The 20,853-nt window shown below is 61.6% G+C and carries 14 protein-coding genes, 2 pseudogenes, 1 riboswitch and 1 other annotated feature; of the genes and pseudogenes, 3 read left to right on the plus strand and 13 right to left on the minus strand.

Features of this window, described 5'->3' with window-relative positions:
• Window positions 1-88: a sequence feature (AL1L pseudoknot), on the minus strand. This feature is flagged as partial in the annotation.
• The 6 genes and pseudogenes from DQ230_RS12900 to DQ230_RS12925 form a co-directional block, all read right to left on the minus strand.
• A pseudogene (locus DQ230_RS12900) lies at window positions 1-375 on the minus strand (transposase); the annotation flags it as partial. It overlaps the preceding feature by 88 nt.
• A 48-nt stretch (window positions 376-423) precedes the next feature.
• Window positions 424-1,208, minus strand: a pseudogene (locus DQ230_RS12905) (IS3 family transposase); the annotation flags it as partial.
• A gap of 265 nt (window positions 1,209-1,473) precedes the next feature.
• Window positions 1,474-4,188, minus strand: coding sequence for a methionine synthase (metH, locus tag DQ230_RS12910; protein ID WP_113913028.1), 2,715 nt, complete (start codon window positions 4,186-4,188; stop codon window positions 1,474-1,476).
• Window positions 4,185-5,228 (minus strand): homocysteine S-methyltransferase family protein, encoded by a 1,044-nt coding sequence (locus tag DQ230_RS12915; RefSeq protein WP_113913029.1) that lies wholly within the window; start codon window positions 5,226-5,228, stop codon window positions 4,185-4,187. The genes metH and DQ230_RS12915 overlap by 4 nt, the downstream gene beginning before the upstream one ends.
• Window positions 5,229-5,374: 146 nt before the next feature.
• Entirely contained in the window at window positions 5,375-6,244 is an 870-nt protein-coding gene (locus tag DQ230_RS12920) for a GGDEF domain-containing protein (protein WP_203228074.1), read from the minus strand.
• 131 nt (window positions 6,245-6,375) lie between these two features.
• Window positions 6,376-7,428: an enoyl-CoA hydratase/isomerase family protein gene (locus tag DQ230_RS12925; RefSeq protein WP_113913031.1), complete on the minus strand. Its 1,053-nt coding sequence runs from the start codon at window positions 7,426-7,428 to the stop codon at window positions 6,376-6,378.
• Window positions 7,429-7,683: 255 nt separating this feature from the next.
• A riboswitch (cobalamin riboswitch) is annotated at window positions 7,684-7,899 on the plus strand.
• 126 nt (window positions 7,900-8,025) lie between these two features.
• Between DQ230_RS12925 and DQ230_RS12930 the strand changes: the two genes are divergently transcribed.
• The 3 genes from DQ230_RS12930 (at window position 8,026) to DQ230_RS12940 (ending at window position 11,873) form a co-directional block, all read left to right on the plus strand.
• Window positions 8,026-10,017 carry a TonB-dependent receptor plug domain-containing protein gene (locus DQ230_RS12930; protein WP_113913032.1) on the plus strand — a complete coding sequence of 664 codons (1,992 nt, stop codon included), beginning with the start codon at window positions 8,026-8,028 and terminating at the stop codon, window positions 10,015-10,017.
• 108 nt (window positions 10,018-10,125) lie between these two features.
• Window positions 10,126-11,109, plus strand: coding sequence for a FecCD family ABC transporter permease (locus DQ230_RS12935; protein ID WP_113913033.1), 984 nt, complete (start codon window positions 10,126-10,128; stop codon window positions 11,107-11,109).
• Window positions 11,106-11,873 (plus strand): ABC transporter ATP-binding protein, encoded by a 768-nt coding sequence (locus DQ230_RS12940; RefSeq protein WP_113913034.1) that lies wholly within the window; start codon window positions 11,106-11,108, stop codon window positions 11,871-11,873. The genes DQ230_RS12935 and DQ230_RS12940 overlap by 4 nt, the downstream gene beginning before the upstream one ends.
• A gap of 879 nt (window positions 11,874-12,752) precedes the next feature.
• On the opposite strand, the gene DQ230_RS12945 is transcribed toward DQ230_RS12940, so the two are convergent.
• The 7 genes from DQ230_RS12945 to tldD all read right to left on the minus strand — a co-directional run bounded on the left by DQ230_RS12945 (window position 12,753) and on the right by tldD (window position 20,837).
• Entirely contained in the window at window positions 12,753-13,376 is a 624-nt protein-coding gene (locus tag DQ230_RS12945) for a 3-oxoacid CoA-transferase subunit B (protein WP_113913035.1), read from the minus strand.
• Window positions 13,376-14,080 carry a CoA transferase subunit A gene (locus DQ230_RS12950; RefSeq protein ID WP_113913036.1) on the minus strand — a complete coding sequence of 235 codons (705 nt, stop codon included), beginning with the start codon at window positions 14,078-14,080 and terminating at the stop codon, window positions 13,376-13,378. The genes DQ230_RS12945 and DQ230_RS12950 overlap by 1 nt, the downstream gene beginning before the upstream one ends.
• Before the next feature lie 119 nt (window positions 14,081-14,199).
• Window positions 14,200-14,766 carry a L,D-transpeptidase gene (locus DQ230_RS12955; protein ID WP_113913037.1) on the minus strand — a complete coding sequence of 189 codons (567 nt, stop codon included), beginning with the start codon at window positions 14,764-14,766 and terminating at the stop codon, window positions 14,200-14,202.
• Between the two features lie 154 nt (window positions 14,767-14,920).
• A complete protein-coding gene (topA, locus tag DQ230_RS12960) occupies window positions 14,921-17,671 on the minus strand; it encodes a type I DNA topoisomerase (protein WP_113913038.1) in 2,751 nt (916 codons plus the stop codon).
• Window positions 17,672-17,757: 86 nt separating this feature from the next.
• Window positions 17,758-18,903: a DNA-processing protein DprA gene (gene dprA, locus DQ230_RS12965; protein ID WP_113913039.1), complete on the minus strand. Its 1,146-nt coding sequence runs from the start codon at window positions 18,901-18,903 to the stop codon at window positions 17,758-17,760.
• 231 nt (window positions 18,904-19,134) lie between these two features.
• Window positions 19,135-19,392 (minus strand): hypothetical protein, encoded by a 258-nt coding sequence (locus tag DQ230_RS12970; RefSeq protein ID WP_113913040.1) that lies wholly within the window; start codon window positions 19,390-19,392, stop codon window positions 19,135-19,137.
• Window positions 19,393-19,412: 20 nt separating this feature from the next.
• Window positions 19,413-20,837 carry a metalloprotease TldD gene (gene tldD, locus DQ230_RS12975; protein ID WP_113913041.1) on the minus strand — a complete coding sequence of 475 codons (1,425 nt, stop codon included), beginning with the start codon at window positions 20,835-20,837 and terminating at the stop codon, window positions 19,413-19,415.
• Window positions 20,838-20,853: the final 16 nt, after the last annotated feature.

Raw genomic sequence — 20,853 nt, forward strand, 5'->3', positions numbered from 1 at the left:
GCTCGACCCCACATACCTCCCGGTGCTCTTTGATAAACCGGATCATTTCCGAAATGGGCGGTCGAGCTCCGCCTGTGCAAAATACGCCGATGCTTTCCTGAGGATTTCATTGGCTTGTCGAAGCTGGCGGTTCTCGCGCTCCAACGCCTTGATCCTGTCCCGTTCGGCGGTCGTCACACCGTCACGTCGACCGCTGTCCGTCTCAGCACGCCGAACCCACGCACGAAGCGTATCAGGCCCACAGCCGATCTTAGGCGCAATCGATTTGATCGCAGCAGACTGGCTGTCAAATTCACCCTGATGTTCGAACACCATCCGCACGGCACGCTCGCGCACCTCCGGTGAATATCTGTTTCCACATTTGTTCTTTTCCATAACCCAGCATCCTTACTTCTGGGTCTCCGGCAAACAAGGGGCGGTTCAGTAGCCGCGCATTTCAGCAATGCGGTCCAGTTCACGACCCACACGGTCGCCTGAGAGCGATGTGTCGACCACGGCAGCCAAACATTCGCGGCTGAAGTCGTCGATCACGTTCAGAATGCGGAACCGGCGACCGCAGGACAGGCTGTCGGACACAAAGTCGAGCGACCACCGCTGGTTTGGCCCCTGTGGGACCGCCATTGGCGTCCTGGTGCCAACTGCGCGCTTGCGACCGCCACGTTTACGGACTGTTAATCCTTCTTCGCGGTAGATGCGGTACAGCTTCTTCCAGTTCACCGCCCAGCCTTCACGTTTGAGCAAGATGTGCAGCCGCCGGTATCCAAAACGACGTCGTTCAGATGACAGCTCCTTCAATCGGTCTCGCAGATCAATGTCCGCTGAGCGCTTCGACATCCGCCGATAAACACGCGGGTCGATCCCAGCCAGGGCGCAGGCCCGCTTTTGATTGTATTGCCTCTCTGTCATGGCCCAGGTCACTGCCTTTCTGCGTGAACCGGGCCTCAAAAGTTTTTTCCCAACATCTCCTTGAGCGTCGACACATCCATCATTTGCTCAGCCAGCAGCTTCTTCAGTTTGGCATTCTCAACCTCAAGCGCCTTCAGCCTCTTGGCCTCCGACACTTCCATGCCGCCATATTTGGACCGCCACTTATAGAACGTCGCATCGCTCACGCCATGCTTGCGGCACAGCTCCTTCGCACCAAGCCCTGCCTGATGCTCCTTCAGTATCCCGATTATCTGTTCTTCGCTGAAACGGCTTCTCTTCATCGTCTGTCTCCTTCTTGGAGAACAGGCTAACTCAAAACACCGGACATTTCAGGGGTGCAGGTCAGAGGGTATGGCCCCACTGGGTAACGACCTGGCTATCTCACCAGCGGAATTGGCTACAATTACACCATAACCGGGCCATCAGTTCGTGATGTCCGGTCACAATTCTGGATTTTCCTTATAAGGTGGTCCCACACACTGAGCGTTGCCACGCTGATTAGGTCGGCATCGTCTATCACACGATGCCGCCGTTTGGATGCGTTGGTTATTCAGCCGCGATGGCGGACTGTGGGCCGGGGATGTAGTTAAGGATCGGTGCGAGCCAGCGCTCCGCCTCGTCAAAATCCATGCCTTTGCGAATGGCATAGTCCTGCACCTGATCGCGTTCGACCTTGGCCACACCGAAATAATACGAGTCGGGATGCGCAATATACAGCCCCGATACCGAAGATCCGGGCCACATCGCCATGCTTTCTGTCAGCTCGACGCCGGTGGCGGCCTGTGCATCCAGCAGCCGGAATAGCGTCAGCTTTTCGGTGTGATCAGGCTGCGCGGGGTAACCGGGCGCCGGGCGGATGCCGCGATAAGGCTCGCCCGCCAGCTCATCGGGCGCAAATGTCTCATCGGCGGCGTAGGGCCACAGCTCGCGGCGGACGCGCTGGTGCAACATTTCGGCCATCGCCTCGGCAAAGCGGTCGGCCAGCGCCTTGACCAGAATGGACGAATAGTTGTCATTCGCTGCATCGAACGCCTTGGCGCGCGCGGCCTCTTCGGGGCCGGAGGTGACGACAAAGCCGCCAACCCAATCGTTTGTGCCGACGGGCGCGACGAAATCGGACAGGGCCAGATTGGGCCGTCCGGGGCGTTTGGCGTGCTGCTGGCGCAGAGTGTGCAGCGTATCCAATGTTTGGCTGCGCGCATCATCGGCAAACAGCTGAATGTCGTCGCCTTTGGCATTGGCGGGCCAGAACCCGACCACTGCACGCGGGCCGAACCATTTTTCGTCGATGATCCGTTTCAGCATGTCCTGCGCATCGGCAAAGAGGGCGCGCGCTGCTTCGCCCTGACGTTCATCGTCAAGGATCTTGGGATAGACGCCCTTCAGCTCCCATGTGCGGAAGAACGGCGTCCAGTCGATATATTCGGCGATTTCGGCCAGATCCCAGTCGTCAATCACCTTGGCGCCAGTGAATTGCGGCGCCGGTATGCTGTAATCCGTCCAGTCGATTTCAAACGCATTGCTGCGCGCGACGGACAGCGGCACACGCTCCTTGGCGCGCTCTGACCGCTCATGCCGCTCGGTGACGGTCACGTATTCCTCGCGAATGCCGTCCAGATATGCAACGCGCGTTTCGGGGTTCAAAAGCTGGCTGACAACGCCCACCGCGCGGCTGGCATCCAGAACGTAAACCGCCTGGTTTTTGGTGTAGCGCGGCGCGATTTTCACCGCCGTGTGGATTTTTGACGTGGTTGCGCCGCCGATTAGCAGGGGAATATCAAACCCTTCGCGCTCCATCTCGGAGGCCATATGCGCCATTTCATCCAGCGACGGCGTGATCAGACCGGACAGGCCGATAATGTCGACATTCTCGGCGCGGGCGACCTCAAGGATCTTTTGCGGCGGCACCATGACACCCAGATCGATGATCTCGTAATTGTTGCAGGCCAGCACGACGCCGACGATGTTCTTGCCGATGTCATGTACATCGCCCTTGACCGTGGCCATCAGCACCTTGCCCGCGGATTCGCGGCCCTCGCCGCCATTCAGACGCTTTTCCTCTTCCATATAGGGCAGCAGAATCGCAACGGCCTGTTTCATCACGCGGGCCGATTTCACCACCTGCGGCAGGAACATCTTGCCAGAGCCAAAGAGATCGCCGACGACGTTCATGCCCGCCATCAGCGGGCCTTCGATCACGTGCAGCGGGCGCTCGGCGGCCTGCCGCGCCTCTTCGGTGTCGGCGTCGATGAATTCGGTGATGCCGTTGACCAGCGCATGCTCCAGCCGTTTTTCAATCGACCATTCGCGCCACGCCAGATCGCGCACCTTTTCTTCGCGCGTGCCGCCGCGGAAACGGTCGGCAATCTCCAGCAGCCGGTCAGTGGCATCATCGCGGCGGTTCAGCACCGCATCTTCGCAGCGCTCGCGCAGTTCCGGTTCAATCTGGTCATAGACAGCCAGCTGGCCCGCGTTGACGATGCCCATATCCATGCCCGCCTGAATGGCGTGGTAAAGGAACACGGCATGCATCGCCTCGCGCACAGGTTCGTTGCCGCGGAAACTGAAGCTGAGGTTCGACACCCCGCCCGACACATGGGCGTGCGGCAGATTGGCCCGGATCCAGCGGGTCGCCTCGATGAAATCGACGCCGTAGTTGTTGTGCTCCTCAATGCCTGTCGCGATGGCAAAGACGTTGGGATCGAAAATGATGTCTTCGGGCGGAAATCCGACCTCGTCCACCAGAATGCGGTAAGCGCGGGCGCAGATTTCGGTCTTGCGCGCGCAGGTATCGGCCTGCCCCTGTTCATCGAACGCCATGACCACCACGGCGGCGCCGTAGGCCAGGCACAGGCGCGCGTGGTGACGAAACGCCTCCTCGCCTTCTTTCATGCTGATGGAGTTGACGATGGATTTGCCCTGAACGCATTTCAATCCCGCCTCGATCACCTCCCATTTGGAGCTGTCGATCATCACCGGCACGCGGGCGATGTCAGGCTCGGACGCGACAAGGTTCAGGAAAGTGACCATTGCCGCCTGCGAGTCGATCAACCCTTCGTCCATGTTGACGTCGATGATCTGCGCGCCGTTTTCTACCTGATCCAGCGCCACTGCCAGCGCGGCGGTGTAATCGCGGTTGGTGATCAGCTTGCGGAATTTGGCCGACCCGGTGACGTTGGTCCGCTCGCCCACGTTCACGAACGGGATGTCAGGGGTCAGGACAAAGGGCTCAAGCCCCGAGAGGCGAAGATATGTGCTCATGCTGCTTGCTCCTGTCGGATCTGGCGGGGGGCAAAGGGGGCGACGGCCTCGGCGATGGCGCTGATATGGTCGGGGGTGGTGCCGCAGCAGCCACCGACCACGTTCAGCAGCCCCTCTTCTGCGAAACCGGCCAGTTGCTGCGCTGTCTGCTCGGGGCCTTCATCATATTGGCCGAACGCGTTGGGCAGGCCGGCGTTGGGGTAGGCGCAGGTGAATGTATCGGCCACGGCGGCGATCTCGGCCATATGCGGGCGCATCGCCGCCGCGCCCAGCGCGCAGTTCAGGCCAACGGTAAAGGGGCGTGCATGTTTGATCGAATGCCAGAAGGCGGTCGGCGTCTGGCCGGACAATGTGCGCCCGGATGCATCGGTGATGGTGCCGGAAATCATGATCGGCAGGCGGCTGCCATGTTCCTCGAACGCCTCGAAACAGGCGAATATTGCGGCCTTGGCATTCAGCGTGTCAAAGATCGTCTCGATCATGATTATATCCGCGCCGCCCGCAATCAGACCGCGGATCTGCTGGCCGTAGGCAATGCGCAGGTCGTCAAACGTCACCGCGCGGTAGCCCGGATCGCTGACATCGGGGGAGAGCGAGGCGGTCCGGTTCGTAGGTCCGACAGCGCCAGCGACGAAGCGCTGCTTGCCGTCGATTGCTGTCGCACGGTCCAGCGCGCGGCGCACAATTCGCGCGCCCTGTTCGTTCAGGTCATGCACAGCCGCCTCAAGCCCGTAATCGGCCTGCGCGATGGTGGTGGCGGAAAATGTGTTGGTTTCCACAATGTCAGCGCCGGCGGTGGCAAAGCTGAAGTGGATCTCCTCCAGCGCCTCTGGCTGGGTCAGGATCAGCAGATCGTTATTGCCCTTCTGCGGGTGATCCGAATGATGCCGGCAGACATGCCCGGATCCGCGGCCGGAATAATCCTCTTCGCCCAGCTTGAGGCTCTGGATTTGCGTTCCCATTGCGCCGTCAAGGATCAGGATGCGCTGGCGCGCCAAGGCGGCAAGAGTATCGGCGGTAGTGGCAGATGAGGCTGACATGAGTGTTCCTGACAATGTGACCGGACTGCATATCTAGCCTTTTCGCGTGCATTAAGCGAATTCATAATGTTCAGGATGATTATGAATTTGGCTGCAATATGGAGCAGGGTAATGCCGCCAACCGGATGCATACCCGCAGGACCAGTTCATGCGCTCGCTTTGTCCGGAACAGCCATATCAGCCGAACACGCAACGCGGTTGCGCCCGGCAGATTTCGCGAAATACACTGCCTTATCCGCCAGCTTGATGGCATCGTCAACGGTTCCGCCCGGCTCCAGAATGGCAATGCCAAAAGACGCCGTGACCGGCCGCCCGTCGATATGAACGTTTTGCTCTATTTCTGCCCTGGCCCGGTCTACGATTTGTCTGGTGTCGCGAATGTCTGCGCCCGGCAGAAAGGCGACAAACTCTTCGCCGCCAAACCGTGCGACGATATCCCCGCTGCGAAGCGCGCGGGAGAATATGGTGGCTGCCTCCCGCAAAACCAGATCGCCGGCGTCGTGCCCATGCGTGTCATTCACGGATTTGAAGTGATCCAGATCCGCATAGATAATACCGCCTGCACCCCCTTGGGTAATGGCACAGTCAAATCCCCGGCGGTTCAGGACGCCGGTCAGCGGGTCGGTGTTTGCGGCATCGGATCTGCGCCGCAAGTCTACGTCGATATCCGCGATCAGGCGGTTCGTCATTGTCATGATCTCGCCGATTTCGTCGCTGAATCCGCTATTCAGATCCAACCGCTCCCGCCGTTTTTCGAACGCCTCCATCGCGTCATGCACTTGGTACAATGGTTGAAGTATCGCCCTGAGGCCCAGCAGGGTCGCGGCTGTTCCCACAAGCGTGGCGATCAGCATGACGATGAACACGTCACTGTTAACGGCAAAACCGCCGCGTTTTATCAAAAGAAAGTAAACCGTCAGGATCAGCGGAAGATGCGTGCCGATGAACGCGATAAAGAACACCTTTGCCGTAAAGCTACTGGGGAACAGCTTTGATAGAGTGGTATATGTGATCATCTGCACGTCATGTCCCCCAGCTTCCTGCATTGATTTCACGCGCGCGTTAAAAGGGCGTTAAAACGCGCGTGAAAAGCGCAGTGCCGCCGCGAAGGAATATGTAATACGCCGTCTGCCGCGGCGGCCAACGCTCAGACCGGGCGTTCGTAGATCTCAAGGTCGCCGCCCGGTGCGGGGCTGCGCATTTCCTGCATCAATTCCTCCGGCACGGAGTCGACGGTGGGGTATTGCCAGGCGGGGCTGCGATCCTTGTCGATGATCGCGGCGCGCGTTCCCTCCAGAAATTCGCCCATTTCGGCCGCACGGGAAACAAAGCGGAATTCGTCGCGCAGCGCCGTCATCAGGGATCTGTGGCTGCGCGCCGCCCGCACCAGTGACAGCGTCATCAGCAGTGACATGGGCGCGCCGGCCTTCATCTTCTTCGCGGTTTCCTGCGCCCAGTCCGAGGTGCCGCGCTCAAGATGGGCGCAAATCTGCGGAATTGTTTCCAGCCCGAACGCCTCGTCGATCTGTGCCTGATGCTTGTCCATGGTAAATTCCGGCGTTTGGGAAAAGCCGGCCAAGTCGGGCACGCGCCCTTCACTGATGATCTGGCTTTCCAGCTGCGCCAGCGTGCTGGATTTGACGTAGTGATCGCACAGCCCCGCATAAAGGCAGTCAGAGCCGGACAGTCTGGTGCCGGTCAGGGCCAGATATTCACCGCAGCGTCCCGGCGTGCGGGCCAGCAGGACCGACGCGCCGATATCAGGCACCAGGCCGATGCTGCATTCAGGCATGGCGAAAAGGGCGTTTTCGGTCATGATCCGGTCGGTGCAGTGGGCCGCGATACCGACGCCGCCGCCCATGACGATGCCATCCACAATCGAGACGGTCGGCTTGGGGTAGGTGGCGATCAGGTGATTCAGCTGATACTCGGTCCGCCAGAACTCGTGCCCATAGGCGTAGTTGCCCTCGCGCCCGGTGCGGTACATTTCGCCAATGTCGCCGCCGGCACAAAATGCCCGCCCCTCGGCGGCGTCAAAGATGACAAGCGATGCGCTGTCGTCGGTTTTCCAGTCCTCAAGCGCGGCGCAAATCGTCTGGACCATGCCCAGCGTCAGCGCGTTCAGCGCCTTGGGCCGGTTCAGGGTGATCCGGCCGACCTGGCCTGTCTGCGTGATGGATACGTTTTCAGATGCTGTCATGTCTGCACCCGCTTGCTGTCGTAATTGCCTGTGTCATTTCAAGTGCTCCTTGCCGGAGGCGATGCATCTGCATGCCTCCGGCCATTTTTAGGTATCTTTGCCTGCGAAACAGCCAGATCCGGCGCCGATTTGCAAGCCATCGCAGGGCGGCGCGGTTCGCCTTGGGGTGTGGCCTACCCGGTCCTGGGCCGGGACGCATTTTTGCAACAAACTGCAAATCAGCCAGATTCCGATTTCCAACTGCGGCGGTCCGGGCTATTAAAGCACTGCTTTGGTCCGGGCGATTTTGCTGCCCGGTGAAAAGGGAATGCGGTGCGGTCTGTTCATACAGGCCAACTCCGCAACTGCCCCCGCAACTGTAAGTGGCGAGCAAAGCCGGATTTATGTCACTGCCGCAAAGGATCGCGGCGGGAAGGCCCGGCCAAGCGTTGACCCGCAAGTCAGGAGACCTGCCAAGGCGATCACCCTGTAGGGGCGCGGGGCGCGTCCATACAACGGAATCTTCCGTAGCGGTGGTGTTTTGCACCGTCTGCGGGGGCCAGTCCTCCAACGACATCAACGGTTTTTGCCCGGCCGGGCAATCGGAGGACGATCTTGATGAAACGCAATACCTTTGCACTGCTTGCCGCCACCACATCGCTGATCGCAAGCGCGGCCGCAGCGCAGCAGACCTATGATCTGGGTACGATCGTGCTGTCGGGCGGGTTCACCCCGGTTGAGGCATCAAAATATGGCCGCGCGGCCAGTGTTATCACCCGGCAGGACATTGAGGCGCAAAATGCGCGCTATGTCACCGACATCCTGCGCACCATTCCGGGCGTTTCGGTGTCGCGTGCCGGGTCGTCAGGCGCCGTGACCAGCGTGCGCTTGCGCGGCCACGAAAGCAACCACACACTGGTTCTGATTGACGGTGTCGAAGTCGCCTATTCCGGGGACGGCACATATGATTTTGCCGGGCTTCTGGCACAGGATATTGAGCGAATCGAGGTGCTGCGCGGCGCCCAGTCGTCAATCTATGGCTCTAACGCGATCGGCGGCGTCGTCTCGATCACCAGCAAGCGCGCGGATGAACCGGGACTGACGGGCGAGGTTGCTGTCGAAATCGGCAGCAATAATACCTCGACCGCGCTTATGGCGCTGCGGGCCAAGGCAGCGCGCGGCGATCTCAGCTTCTCGGTGGCGCGTCAGGAAACCGACGGGTTTGACGTGTCCCAGACGCCCGGCGGCGAAAAGGACGGTCACCTGAACACCACCTATAACCTCAACGGGCGCTATTACCTGACCGATGCCGTCACGGTTGGCGGTGCGCTGCGCTATACGGACCGCATCACCGACGCTGACACCTTCAACTTCGGCGCGCCGACGACGGCAGGACTGGTGACGGATACGCCGCTGGCCGAAAACGAATCTCAGGAGTTGTTCGGCTCGGTCTTTGCCGAGATTGCGCTGATGGACGGCCGGCTGGAGAACCGGATCGACCTCAGCTTTGGCGAGATTGATCGCAAAGGGCGCAATGGCGCGGGCGTCAAGGATCAGGACAGCACGGGCACCAATGCCAAGATTGCCTATCGCGGGACTGTCGCGCTGGATGCGGCCACCGTTGCCGCCGCCGATCATCTGCTGACATTTGCCGCCGAGTGGGAGCGCCTGACCTACAAGGAAAATGACCCGGCAATCGTTTTTGGACCCGGCCAGTTGGTCAAGCGGACGCGCGAGCAGACCGGCATCGTTATGGAATATCAGGGCAGCATCACGCCCGACTTCAACGTGCAGGCCAGCGTGCGCCATGATTTCAACGACAAGTTCGAGGATTTCACAACCTACGCCGTCGGCGCATCCTATACCCTGCCAAACCAGACCACGCGCCTGCACGCGTCATATGGCACGGGCGTGCAGAACCCTACATTGATCGAACAATTCGGTTTTTTCACCGATTTCGTCGGCAACCCAAACCTGAAGCCAGAGCAAAGCGAAGGCTGGGATATCGGCATCGAACAGCAGTTTCTGGACGGCCGCGCGATCATTGACCTGACATATTTCGACGAAACACTCGAAGATGAAATCGGATCGGAGTTTGTCCCTGCTCTCGGCGCCAGCCGTCCGATCAACAATATCGGCAAAAGTGACCGTCGCGGGATCGAAATTGCCGGCCGTACCGACATCACGGACCGCTTGGGAATGACCATCGGCTATACATGGCTGGACGCAACCGAGCCGGTTCCAGTGGCCGCTGGCGGCATCCGCAACGCTATCGAAGTGCGCCGTCCCGAACATCAGTTTTCGCTGGGGGTCAATTACGCATTCCCGGACGATCGCACGCGCTTCAATCTGGACGCAACGCATATCGCGGGGCTTTATGATCTGGACTTCAAGACTGCCAGCTTCATCAGTGGCAATGCCGATGATGATTTTGACCGCGTAAAATTGAGCGATTACACATTGGTCAACATGAACATTACGCATGATCTGAACGACCGGGTCAGGATCATCGGCGGGGTGCGCAACCTTCTGGACGAATCCTACGAAGAGCTGGAGGGCTACGGCACCGAGGGCCGCACCTTTTACGTTGGTCTGACGAGCACGTTCTGAGATGCCGCGCCCACATAAATTGGGGCGCATGTTGGATCTGACTGCGGCGGCGCTGACCGCCGCGGCCACGGCTTGCACCGCGGGCCAAACAAACGCCGGAGAGGCGCGATGACACGGCTGAGTTTGGTTCTGATTGTTGCGGTCCTTGCCCTCTTCACCGGCTCGCTGCTGATCGGGCCGGCGGGGTTGGGTGCGGGCGAAAGCCTGCGCGCGCTGGTCTTGGGCGGTGATGGTCCGCTGCCGATGGTCATGCGCGAAATCCGGTTGCCGCGCGCCATTCTGGCGGCGATGATCGGCGCCAGTCTGGGCCTTGCCGGGGCCGCGATGCAGGGATATCTGCGCAACCCGCTGGCAGAACCGGGGCTGATCGGCGTCTCCGGCTCGGCCGCGCTGGGGGCGGTTTTGTCGATCCAGACGGGGCTGGCGACCGCGTTCGTTCTGGCGCTGCCGGTTGCGGCACTGACCGGCGCGCTGCTTGGCGTTGGTCTGGTCATGTCGCTGGCCGGGCGCGGGGGCGCGTCGCTGAGCCTGATATTGGCGGGGATCGCCGTATCGGCGCTGGCCGGCGCGATGACGTCTCTGGTGCTGAATCTGTCGCCAAACCCCTTTGCCGCCAATGAAATCGTGTTCTGGATGATGGGATCGCTGGCTGACCGCTCCATGACGCATGTGTGGATCGCGCTGCCGTTCATCGCGCTGGGCTGGTTGCTGCTGGCGTCGACCGGGCGCAGCCTTGCGGCGCTGACATTGGGCGAGGATGCAGCAGCGGCGATGGGTGTCAGCCTGCCGCGTCTGCGACTGGTGATCGTTCTGGGCACCGCCTGCGTTGTCGGCGCAGGGACGGCGGTGGCGGGGGCCATCGGCTTCGTCGGGCTGGTGGTGCCGCATATCCTGCGCCCGTTTGTGGGCGCGCATCCGGGCCGCCTGCTGTGGGCGTCCGCGCTGGGCGGGGCGGTAATGCTGCTGGCGGCCGACATCGCCGTGCGCATGGTGCTGCCCGCGCGCGATCTGAAGCTGGGGGTGCTGACCGCGCTGGTCGGCGCGCCGCTTTTCCTGCACCTGATCTACAAACTGCGCAAGGGTGCGCTATGACGCTTCTGTCCGTCTCCGGCCTGTCGGTCACCCAGCGCAATCGTGAGATTTTTCGCGATGTGTCTTTTCAGATCGGCACCGGCGAGGTTGTTGGCCTGATCGGACCGAATGGTGCGGGCAAGACAACGCTGATGCGTGCCGCGCTGGGCATGATCGCGCATGGCGGTGACAGCACGCTTGCCGATCTGACGCCACACGCACGGGCCAAGGCTGCCGCCTGGATGCCCCAATCGCGCGAGATTGCATGGCCGGTCAGCGTGGAAACGCTGGTGATGCTGGGCCGTCTGCCGCATCTGGGCCCCTACAGCCGCCCCAGCGCCGAAGATCACGCGCGCGTGGATGAGGCGATTGCATGGATGGAACTGGAGCAGATGCGCCACCGCACCGCCACGCGCCTGTCAGGCGGGGAGCAGGCCCGCGTGCTGATCGCGCGCGCCCTGGCCCAAGGCACCCCGCTGCTGATGGCGGACGAGCCGATTGCAGGGCTGGACCCGGCCCACCAGATCGGGACGATGAAAATTTTCGCCCAGATGGCTGCGCATGGCAAATCGGTGCTGGTGTCGCTGCACGATCTGGGGCTGGCGGCGCGGCATTGCACCCGGCTCATCATGCTGGGACAGGGCCGCATCATTGCCGATGGCGCGCCCGAGGATGTGCTGACGCCCGCGCGTCTGGCCGAAATCTTCCACATTACTGCGTGGTATCAAAACACCGAACACGGCCCGGTCTATCAGCCGCTTGACGTCATCGGACGCACAGATTGAATCCACGGCTTTGCAGCCCCAGGTCGTCCTTGATGGTCCATACGCTCTAAACTGATAGGGGCCAGTCCCTTGTTTTTGACTGTGGGCTGACGGCAGGTGCGGGCGAAATCCGGGCCAGTGCGATGTGAGCCTGCTGAACGCACGACCCGGCCGGTATTTGCCACCGGCGGAGGATAATGACCGGGTCACCTTGATGTCCTATTCGACAAACCCCGAACTGCCGGAAGCCAAGCCGGAGACGCTGATGGCAACCTGTCCGTCATCCGGGTCGGGCGGCACCGACTGTTTGAGCGCCAAGGGTCAGCGCACAACCGCATAATTCAGCCCAACTGTGACGCGCTATACTGTGAATAGCGGCGTCTGGTGGAGAATTGCTTCGCAAAGATCAAGGCATTCAGAGCTATAGCAAAGGGGTTCGAGAGGGCGGACTGTAGCCGCGTCGCTTGCAGTCACTTGGTCGCAACACAGATTGTATCAAAGTGAACGTTCGCAGGCCCCGATTCAACTTCGGTTAGCCAGGCTTTTGCTTTGATGATCTGACCCGTCGCCCCAAATAGCGGCTCTCTGGCAGTGGCGCGTCTCGCAGCTCTACCAAATCAAAAACATGAGTTTGCTATCAGATGTATCTCGGCCCCAAACCTCAGTAATGACGGTGGTTTCAGGTCAACGTGTTTAATACTCAGGATCGCGCCCCCAGCGGCCAAACTCCATGTTTCTGACCACCGATGCTGCACGTGGCAGGCGCAGATGGGCACCTGATCTTGCGCAATCGGAGGCCAGACCGGAAGTTCCAGGGGCTTCTTTAGGCTTCGGCCGTGAGACAGCGGCGCCAGATACGGCGCCGCCTTTCGCGTTCAGTTTTCCAAACCGCTATGCGGATCAGACTATGGTGGCCTCGGTCGCGGCGCGCAACTCGTCTTCGGTCACGCCGTCGGCTATCTCGACAATCTTCAGCCCGCCTTCGACCACGTCCAGAGCACCCAGATTGGTAATGATCCGGTCCACAACGCCGGTGCCAGTCAGCGGCAGTGTGCACTCTTTCAACAGCTTGCTGTCGCCGTGCTTGCTGGTGTGGTCCATCACCACGATGACGCGGCCGACGCCGGCGACCAGATCCATCGCGCCGCCCATGCCTTTGACCAGCTTGCCGGGAATCATCCAGTTGGCAAGGTCCCCATTTTCGGCAACTTCCATCGCGCCAAGGATCGCTGCGGCGATTTTGCCCCCACGGATCATGCCAAAACTGGTGGCGCTGTCGAAATACGCTGTGCGGTTCAGCTCGGTAATCGTTTGCTTGCCCGCGTTGATCAGGTCGGGGTCTTCCTCGCCCTCGTAGGGAAAGGCACCCATGCCCAGCATGCCATTTTCCGACTGAAGGGTGATTTCCTTGTCACCGACATAGTTGGCCACCAGGGTCGGGATGCCAATGCCAAGGTTGACATACATGCCATCCTCCAGCTCCTGCGCGGCGCGTTCGGCCATTTGATTGCGGTCCCAGGGCATCAGATATCCTCCCTCTTGCGCGTGGTGCGCTGTTCAATGCGTTTTTCATGATCGCCCTGTATCAGGCGGTGTACATAAATGCCGGGCAGGTGAATGTGGTCAGGGTCAAGCGACCCGCGCGGGACGATTTCCTCGACCTCGGCCACGCAAATCTTGCCGCACATGGCAGCGGGTGGATTGAAGTTGCGGGCGGTTTTCCGGAAGATCAGGTTGCCGGTGTCGTCCGCTTTCCACGCTTTCACGATCGCGAGGTCTGCGACAATGCCGCGCTCGAGGATGTAGGTTTCGCCGTCGAAATCCTTGTGTTCCTTGCCCTCGGCCACTTGCGTGCCAACGCCGGTTTTCGTGTAGAAACCGGGGATGCCAGCACCGCCAGCGCGCATGCGCTCGGCCAGTGTTCCCTGTGGGTTGAACTCAATCTCAAGCTCACCCGCCAGATACTGACGCATAAATTCCGCGTTCTCACCCACATATGAGCTGAGCATCTTCTTGACTTGGCGTGTTTGCAGCAGGATGCCGATACCGAAATCATCTACGCCAGCGTTGTTGCTGGCGAATGTCAGATCCTTGGTTCCAGCCTCCTTGATCGCTTGCAGCAGCAATTCAGGAATGCCGCACAGACCAAAACCGCCTGCGGCGATGGTCATGCCGTCGAACAACACCCCGTCCAACGCAGCGGTCGCGTCAGGATATACCTTCTTCATTGAAAAACCCCTAATATGGCATGGTTGCCATGGTTGTGGGGCAGGGCGGCGGCAAAAGTCAATGCCGCCGCTGGAGTTTGCCGGGGTCGCGGCGTCACCCTCGGGTATCGTAACCGGTTCTAAATAATGCGCACTTGCGTGCCGACAGGTGTCACAGCGAACAATTCTTCGATCTTGGCGTTATACAGACCGATGCAGCCAGAGGATGACTTGCGGCCAATCTTGCGCGTGTCATGCGTGCCGTGAATCAGGTAGGCGGGCCATGTCAGATACATCGCGTGCGTGCCCAGCGGGTTATCCGGGCCGGGCGGCATGTAGTCAGGAAGGTCAGGATTCGCCGCCTTCATGTTGGACGTAGGCGTCCAATCTGGTCCAACCTTCTTGCGTACGATCTTGGTATAGCCCCTGCGTGTCAAATCGTCTGTCATTGGCACGGATGTCGGATACACCCGGTAATCGGTCGCATCCGAATTCCAGTAATGCAACGCGCGTGACGACGTGTCACAGACAATCGCCCCGGAGCCGAGCGAATCAAAGTGATCCTGCCAGTTTTGCGTGACAAAGCTGGAGGCGTTGCGCCGCGCGCCCGCAGTTTGCGCGCGCAAGATGCCCGGCGTGGCCAGTGTTACGAATGCGGCTGCGCCCCCGACCAAAGCGGCGCGGCGGTTAAACTTGATATCTGTCATGGCGCGAATCCTCTCGTTCAGGCGGGTGCAGCGTTACACCCTTACAGATAAAATGCGGATTGGGCGAGATAGGTTCCAATAACATTGCCGTGTTGCAACGCCGCCGGGACCGGGGCGCACTGCGCGTTCCGGCCCCGGCGGCGCTGCCGATTGATCATTCCGACGCAGTTTTTTTCGGTGCGGCCTTCTTTGCTGCCGGCTTTTTCGCTGCGGTCTTCTTGGCGGCAGGTTTTTTGTCTGTCGTCTTGGCGGCTGTTGCCTTCTTTGCTGCGGGCTTTTTGGCGGCAGCCTTCTTCGCCGGAGCCTTCTTTTTGGTCCCTTTGCCTGATTTAGCGGCCTTTTCGGCAATCAGCTCGACGGCCATATCCATCGTCACGTCCGCCGGCTCGGTGCCTTTGGGCAAGGTGGCATTTACCTTCTCCCACTTGACATAGGGTCCATAGCGCCCCTCCATCACATTTATGGCGCCGCCGCTGGTGGGGTGTTCGCCAAGTTCCTTGAGTGGTGCAGCGGCGGCCCGGCCTGCGCCGCGGCTGGCCAGTTTCTGGGCCAAGACCTCGACGGCACGATTCATGCCGATGGTGAACACCTCGTCCACTTCTTTCAGGTTGGCGTACAGTTTCCCATGTTTGACAAACGGTCCGTATCGGCCAATTCCGGCCTCGATCGGCTCTCCGTCATCGGGATGCGCACCGACTTCGCGGGGCAGGCTGAGCAGGGTCAGGGCCTTTTCCAGATCCATCGCATCGGGTGTCCACCCCTTGGGAAGGGAGGCGCGGGGCGGCTTCTTGTTTTCTTCTGTCGCCTCGCCGCGTTGGACATATGGGCCAAACCGGCCCGAGCGCAGGGAAATTTCATCGCCATTGTCCTCGCCCAGCACACGGTCGCCGGCCTCGGCCGCATCTGCCCCGATGGGGCGGGTATAGCGGCATTCGGGATACCGCCCGCAGCCGACGAATCCGCCCGATTTCGACGTTTTCAGATGCAGCTTGCCCTCGCCGCACAAGGGGCAGACGCGCGGATCGGTCCCATCCTCGCGCGGTGGGTAGAGCGTGGGTGCCAGCGCATCGTCCAGAACGTCCAGCACTTCGGAAATGCGCAATTCCGATGTTTCTGCGATGGCGGCGGAAAAGTCGCGCCAGAACCGTGTCAGAATGTCTTTCCAGTCTGCTTCGCCGGCGCTGACATGGTCCAGCTCCTGCTCAAGGTTGGCAGTGAATTCATAGCCTACATATTGCTCGAAGAAATTCAGCAAGAAAATGGTGACAATGCGCCCCTTATCTTCGGGGATGAGGCGGTTGCCGTCCTTGCGGACATATTCGCGATCCTGGATCGTGGTGACGATGCTGGCATAGGTCGAGGGGCGCCCGATGCCCAGCTCTTCCATGCGCTTGACCAGAGTCGCTTCGGTATAGCGCGGTGGCGGCTGGGTATGTGATTGCAGGCCCAGCACCGCTGCGTTTTCGGACAAAACGGCAGCCTCGTGGCGGGCTATCCCTTGGGCGCTGTCTTCAACGAGGCTGTCGGATTTATCCGCTTTGGCGAACTGCGCCTTGAACCCGGACTGGCCAAAGGGCGCGGCATCGCCTTGGGTGATCTTGGGTAGGCGGCCATCTTCGCCGCTCTCATCGACATCGTCGCGGCCTTCCTCGTAGATGCGCAGGAAGCCGTCGAACAGCACAACCTGCCCGGTCGCGCGCAGCCCGATCTGGCCGTCCTTGCTGCTGATTTCGACGGTTGTACGCTCCAGCCGGGCGCCTTCCATCTGGCAGGCAAGCGTGCGTTTCCAGATCAGATCATACAGCCGCGCCTGATCTCGGTCGGTAATCTTCAGCGCGGCGGCGTCGCGCGTCATTTCGGTCGGGCGGATACATTCATGCGCTTCCTGCGCATTCTTGGCCTTGTTTTTATAGATGCGCGGCGATGATGGCACGTATTCCTTGCCGTATCGGTCGGCAATCGCCTCGCGGGCGGCTGTCACCGCTTCGGGCGCCATGTCGATGCCGTCGGTTCGCATATAGGTGATGTGGCCGGCCTCGTACAAACGCTGTGCGGCGCTCATGGTCTGGCGTGCGCCCATGCCGAATTTGCGGCTGGCTTCTTGCTGCAAGGTGGAGGTCATGAACGGGGCGGATGGGTTCCGGCTGGCCGGTTTTGCCTCGACCGAGGATACGCTGAGCGTGCTGCCGGACACGGCCAGCACCGCGGCTTCGGCCTGCGCGGCGTCCGCCAGATCGAATTTCTCCAGCTTCTTGCCGGAGAGTGTGGTCAAGCGCGCCTCGTATTCGTGGCCGTCCGGCGTGGCGAGCAGGGCCTTGACGGACCAGTATTCGCGCGCATCGAACGCCTCGATCTCCATCTCGCGCTCGACGATCAGGCGCAGGCAGACCGATTGCACGCGCCCGGCGGATTTGGCGCCGGGCAACTTGCGCCACAAAACCGGGCTGAGGTTGAAGCCCACCAGATAGTCCAGCGCGCGGCGGGCCAGATATGCCTCGACCAGCGGCGCGTCGACCTGCCGGGGGTTTGCCATCGCCTCGGTCACGGCGGCCTTGGTGATGGCGTTGAAGACGACGCGGCTGACCGGTGTGTCCTTCTTGATCGCCTTGCGCTTGCGCAGCGCCTCTTCGAGGTGCCAGCTGATCGCCTCGCCCTCGCGGTCGGGGTCGGTTGCGAGGATCAGCGCGTTATCCTCGGCCAGTGCATCGGCGATCGCCTTGACATGTTTGCGGCTGTCGGTGCCGATCTCCCATTTCATGTCAAACCCGTTGTCGGGATCGACCGAGCCATCCTTGGGCGGCAGATCGCGCACGTGTCCGTAGGATGCCAGCACCGTGTAACCGGGGCCGAGATATTTGTTGATTGTCTTGGCCTTGGCCGGGGATTCGACGACGACGACGGGCATGAAATTCCTCTCCACTCGGGGCGGCTCTTATGGCGGGGCACCATGTGGGGGCGCAAGAGGGTTTGTCAATGCGCCGGGGATCTGCGTCACTTTGCCAGTGACAATAGCCCGCCGGCCTGCCGGTGGATGCGGCCGTCCAGCTCCAGATCGATCATGGCGGGGGCAACGCTGCGCGCGGGTGCGTTCAGGTCGCGGATCAGCTGATCTTCGGCCAGGGGCGACGGGCCGAGGCGGCTGAGGATGCGGGTATGCAGCGCGGCTGTCTCGCGCAGGCCGCGATGTTCGGGCGGGCCTGCGGGAATCGGCTCGGGCAGGGGCAGGTCGGGCTGCATCGTTTGCGCGGCTGGCAGGGCTTCGATCACATCCTCGGCGTTGCGGATCAGGCGGGCGCCGTCGCGGATCAGCATGTTGCACCCTGCGGCGCGCGCATCGAAGGGATGGCCCGGCACCGCCAGCACCTCGCGCCCCTGATCCAGCGCGTTGCGCGCCGTGATGAGCGAGCCGGATTTGGCAGCAGCTTCGACCACGACGACGGCGCCGGCGAGGCCGCTGATGATGCGGTTGCGGCGCGGAAAGTGGCGCGCCTGCGGCTGCGTGCCCATTGGCATTTCCGACAGGCGCACCCCGCAGCGCAGGATCTCGCCCGCCAGTTTCGCGTTCTCGGCTGGATACAGAACATCGACACCGCCCGCCATCACGGCAATCGTGCCGCCCTCGACCGTGGCGGCGTGAACGGCTGTATCAATGCCGCGCGCCAGCCCGGAGGCGATGACATATCCGGCGTTCGACAGCTCGGTCGCCAATGCGCGCGCCATGCGCGTACCCAGCGAGGATGCATTTCGCGCGCCGACCATGGCGATGGTGGGACGCGCCAATGCGCTGATATCGCCCATGACCCACAGGATGGGCGGCGGGTCAGGAATGTCGCGCAGGGCGCTGGGATAAAGCGGGTCGGTGACGCAGATCATCTGCGCCCGCGCCATCCGCGCGGCGCGCATCTCGGCCAGAACCACGCCTTCGGGGCAGGGGGTGTAATCGTCAATACCGGCGGCCTTGGCCACTTCGGGCAGGGCGATCAGGGCGGCCTGGGCCGTGCCATGTTCGGCAAGCAAGCGGTAGAAGGTCGCGACGCCGACGCGCCGTGATCGCAAGAGACGAAGCCACGATACCCGGTCATCTTCCGTGGTGGGTGGGAGTGGGGGGTGAGTGGAAGGATGTGTTTCCTCGGACATCGTGGCTCCATCTGCTTGCAGAATCAGGTGTAGCGCACGGGTGGTTAACAGCCGGTAAACCAGCTTCAGAAAGTAGCCTTAGCGCAGGAACGCGTTGGGCCGCATCAGGCGCAGCGCCAGCCAGAACAGACCACCTGCGATGGCGCCACTGATCAGGAAAGCTCTGTCAGGTATATCCAGCAAGCTGCTGAATCCCAGACCAAAAGCCGCGCCAAGGGCGATTGCAACCGCTCATCCGCCCCAGCCAAATGAGAGTAAAATTGCATATATTGGAACCGCGAAAACGATCGGAAGCCACGCAAACGCCGGGAACATGCTGAGGATCAGCAGCACCTCCAGCGCAGAATTGCCGCGTATTTCAACGTCAGCCGGGACCGTCAGCATCAGCAGCTGACCCATCAGCGGCAATACAATCATCACGGCACCAACGGCAGCCAGCCAGTCAGACCAGCGCAGCACCTGAAGGCTGCGCTGGCTCGTCTGGAGCACCGGCCAACCCACTTGCCTGCTCACGCGGCGCCGGATCCGCCCACGGTCAGCCCGCCGATCATCACGGTCGGCTGGCCCACGCCCACCGGCACCCACTGTCCGGCCTTGCCGCAATTGCCCATGCCGGGGTCCAGCGCCATGTCATTGCCCAGCGCGCGGATGTGCTGCAACGCGGTCGCGCCGTCCCCGATCAGGGTGGCGCCCTTGACGGGTGCGCCGATCATGCCGTTTTGAACGCGGTACGCTTCGGTGCAGGAGAAGACGAACTTGCCGTTGGTAATATCGACCTGACCACCGCCAAAACCGACGGCATAGATGCCATCCTTGAGGTCCGCCACGATATCGCCCGGCGCGGTATCGCCGCCCAGCATATAAGTATTGGTCATGCGCGGCATCGGCACGTGGGCGTGGCTTTCGCGGCGGCCGTTGCCGGTGGCCTGCGTGCCCATGAGGCGTGCGTTCTGGCGGTCCTGCATGAGGCCCACCAGAATGCCGTCGTCGATCAATACATTGCGCTGCGACGGCGTTCCTTCGTCATCAATGGTGATCGAGCCGCGGCGATCGGGCATCTTGCCATCGTCCAGCACTGTCACCCCCTTTGCCGCGATGCGCTGGCCCATCAGGCCGGCAAAGGCCGACGCGCCCTTGCGGTTGAAATCCCCTTCCAGACCGTGGCCAATCGCCTCGTGCAGCAGGATTCCGGGCCAGCCGGGGCCAAGCACGACGTCCATCACGCCCGCCGGGGCAGGCACGGCATCAAGGTTCACGACCGCGATGCGCAGCGCCTCGCGCGCCTTGGCCTGCCAGTCTGCCGGGTCGATCAGCCCATCAAGGCCCACACGCCCGCCGCCGCCGGCGGTGCCGGATTCGCGACGCCCGCCATTCTCGACGATCACCGACACGTTGACGCGGGTCATCGGGCGCACGTCGCGCAGGTGGAGCCCGTCGGGGCGCAAGATCTCGACCTCCTGAAGTGAGGCGGAGATGACGGCAGACACCTGCACCACGCGCGGATCCAGATCACGGGCAAAGGCATCTATCTGGCGCAGCGTTTCGATCTTGACCGGGAATGACGCGCCATTGATCGGATCGTCATCTGTATAGAGCCGCCGGTTGGTGGCCTGCGGGGGCGGGGTCATCGTGCCGCCGCCGTCGCCAACGGCCAGCCGCGCGGTGCTGACGGCGCGCGTCAGCGCGGCCTCGCTGATATCGGAGGAATGGGCATACCCCACCGCCTCCCCGCGCACGGCGCGCAGGCCAAACCCCTCGCCCGCGTCATAGCTGGCGGTCTTGACGCGCCCGTCATCGAAAACCAGCGCTTCGCTGCGGGTCCGTTCCAGAAACAGCTCCCCGTCATCGGCGCCGCCGGTGGCGCGGCGCAGTTGCGCAAGCGCGGCATCCTTGTCCAGATTATCCTCAAACGGGCGAAAGGGGGCGTCGGGCATGATGGCTCCTGCAAGT

The organism is Roseovarius dicentrarchi (genome assembly GCF_003316635.1).
Lineage (GTDB): Bacteria > Pseudomonadota > Alphaproteobacteria > Rhodobacterales > Rhodobacteraceae > Roseovarius > Roseovarius dicentrarchi.

Bases quoted from the DNA above. Each gene is read 5' to 3' on its own strand.
- DQ230_RS12945 (WP_113913035.1), bottom strand. From the start codon at position 13,376: ATGCCCTGGGACCGCAATCAAATGGCCGAACGCGCCGCGCAGGAGCTG.
- metH (WP_113913028.1), bottom strand. From the start codon at position 4,188: ATGAGCACATATCTTCGCCTCTCGGGGCTTGAGCCCTTTGTCCTGACC.
- DQ230_RS12925 (WP_113913031.1), bottom strand. From the start codon at position 7,428: ATGACAGCATCTGAAAACGTATCCATCACGCAGACAGGCCAGGTCGGC.
- tldD (WP_113913041.1), bottom strand. From the start codon at position 20,837: ATGCCCGACGCCCCCTTTCGCCCGTTTGAGGATAATCTGGACAAGGAT.
- DQ230_RS12930 (WP_113913032.1), top strand. From the start codon at position 8,026: ATGAAACGCAATACCTTTGCACTGCTTGCCGCCACCACATCGCTGATC.
- dprA (WP_113913039.1), bottom strand. From the start codon at position 18,903: ATGTCCGAGGAAACACATCCTTCCACTCACCCCCCACTCCCACCCACC.
- DQ230_RS12955 (WP_113913037.1), bottom strand. From the start codon at position 14,766: ATGACAGATATCAAGTTTAACCGCCGCGCCGCTTTGGTCGGGGGCGCA.
- DQ230_RS12950 (WP_113913036.1), bottom strand. From the start codon at position 14,080: ATGAAGAAGGTATATCCTGACGCGACCGCTGCGTTGGACGGGGTGTTG.
- DQ230_RS12920 (WP_203228074.1), bottom strand. From the start codon at position 6,244: ATGATCACATATACCACTCTATCAAAGCTGTTCCCCAGTAGCTTTACG.
- DQ230_RS12935 (WP_113913033.1), top strand. From the start codon at position 10,126: ATGACACGGCTGAGTTTGGTTCTGATTGTTGCGGTCCTTGCCCTCTTC.
- DQ230_RS12940 (WP_113913034.1), top strand. From the start codon at position 11,106: ATGACGCTTCTGTCCGTCTCCGGCCTGTCGGTCACCCAGCGCAATCGT.
- topA (WP_113913038.1), bottom strand. From the start codon at position 17,671: ATGCCCGTCGTCGTCGTCGAATCCCCGGCCAAGGCCAAGACAATCAAC.
- DQ230_RS12915 (WP_113913029.1), bottom strand. From the start codon at position 5,228: ATGTCAGCCTCATCTGCCACTACCGCCGATACTCTTGCCGCCTTGGCG.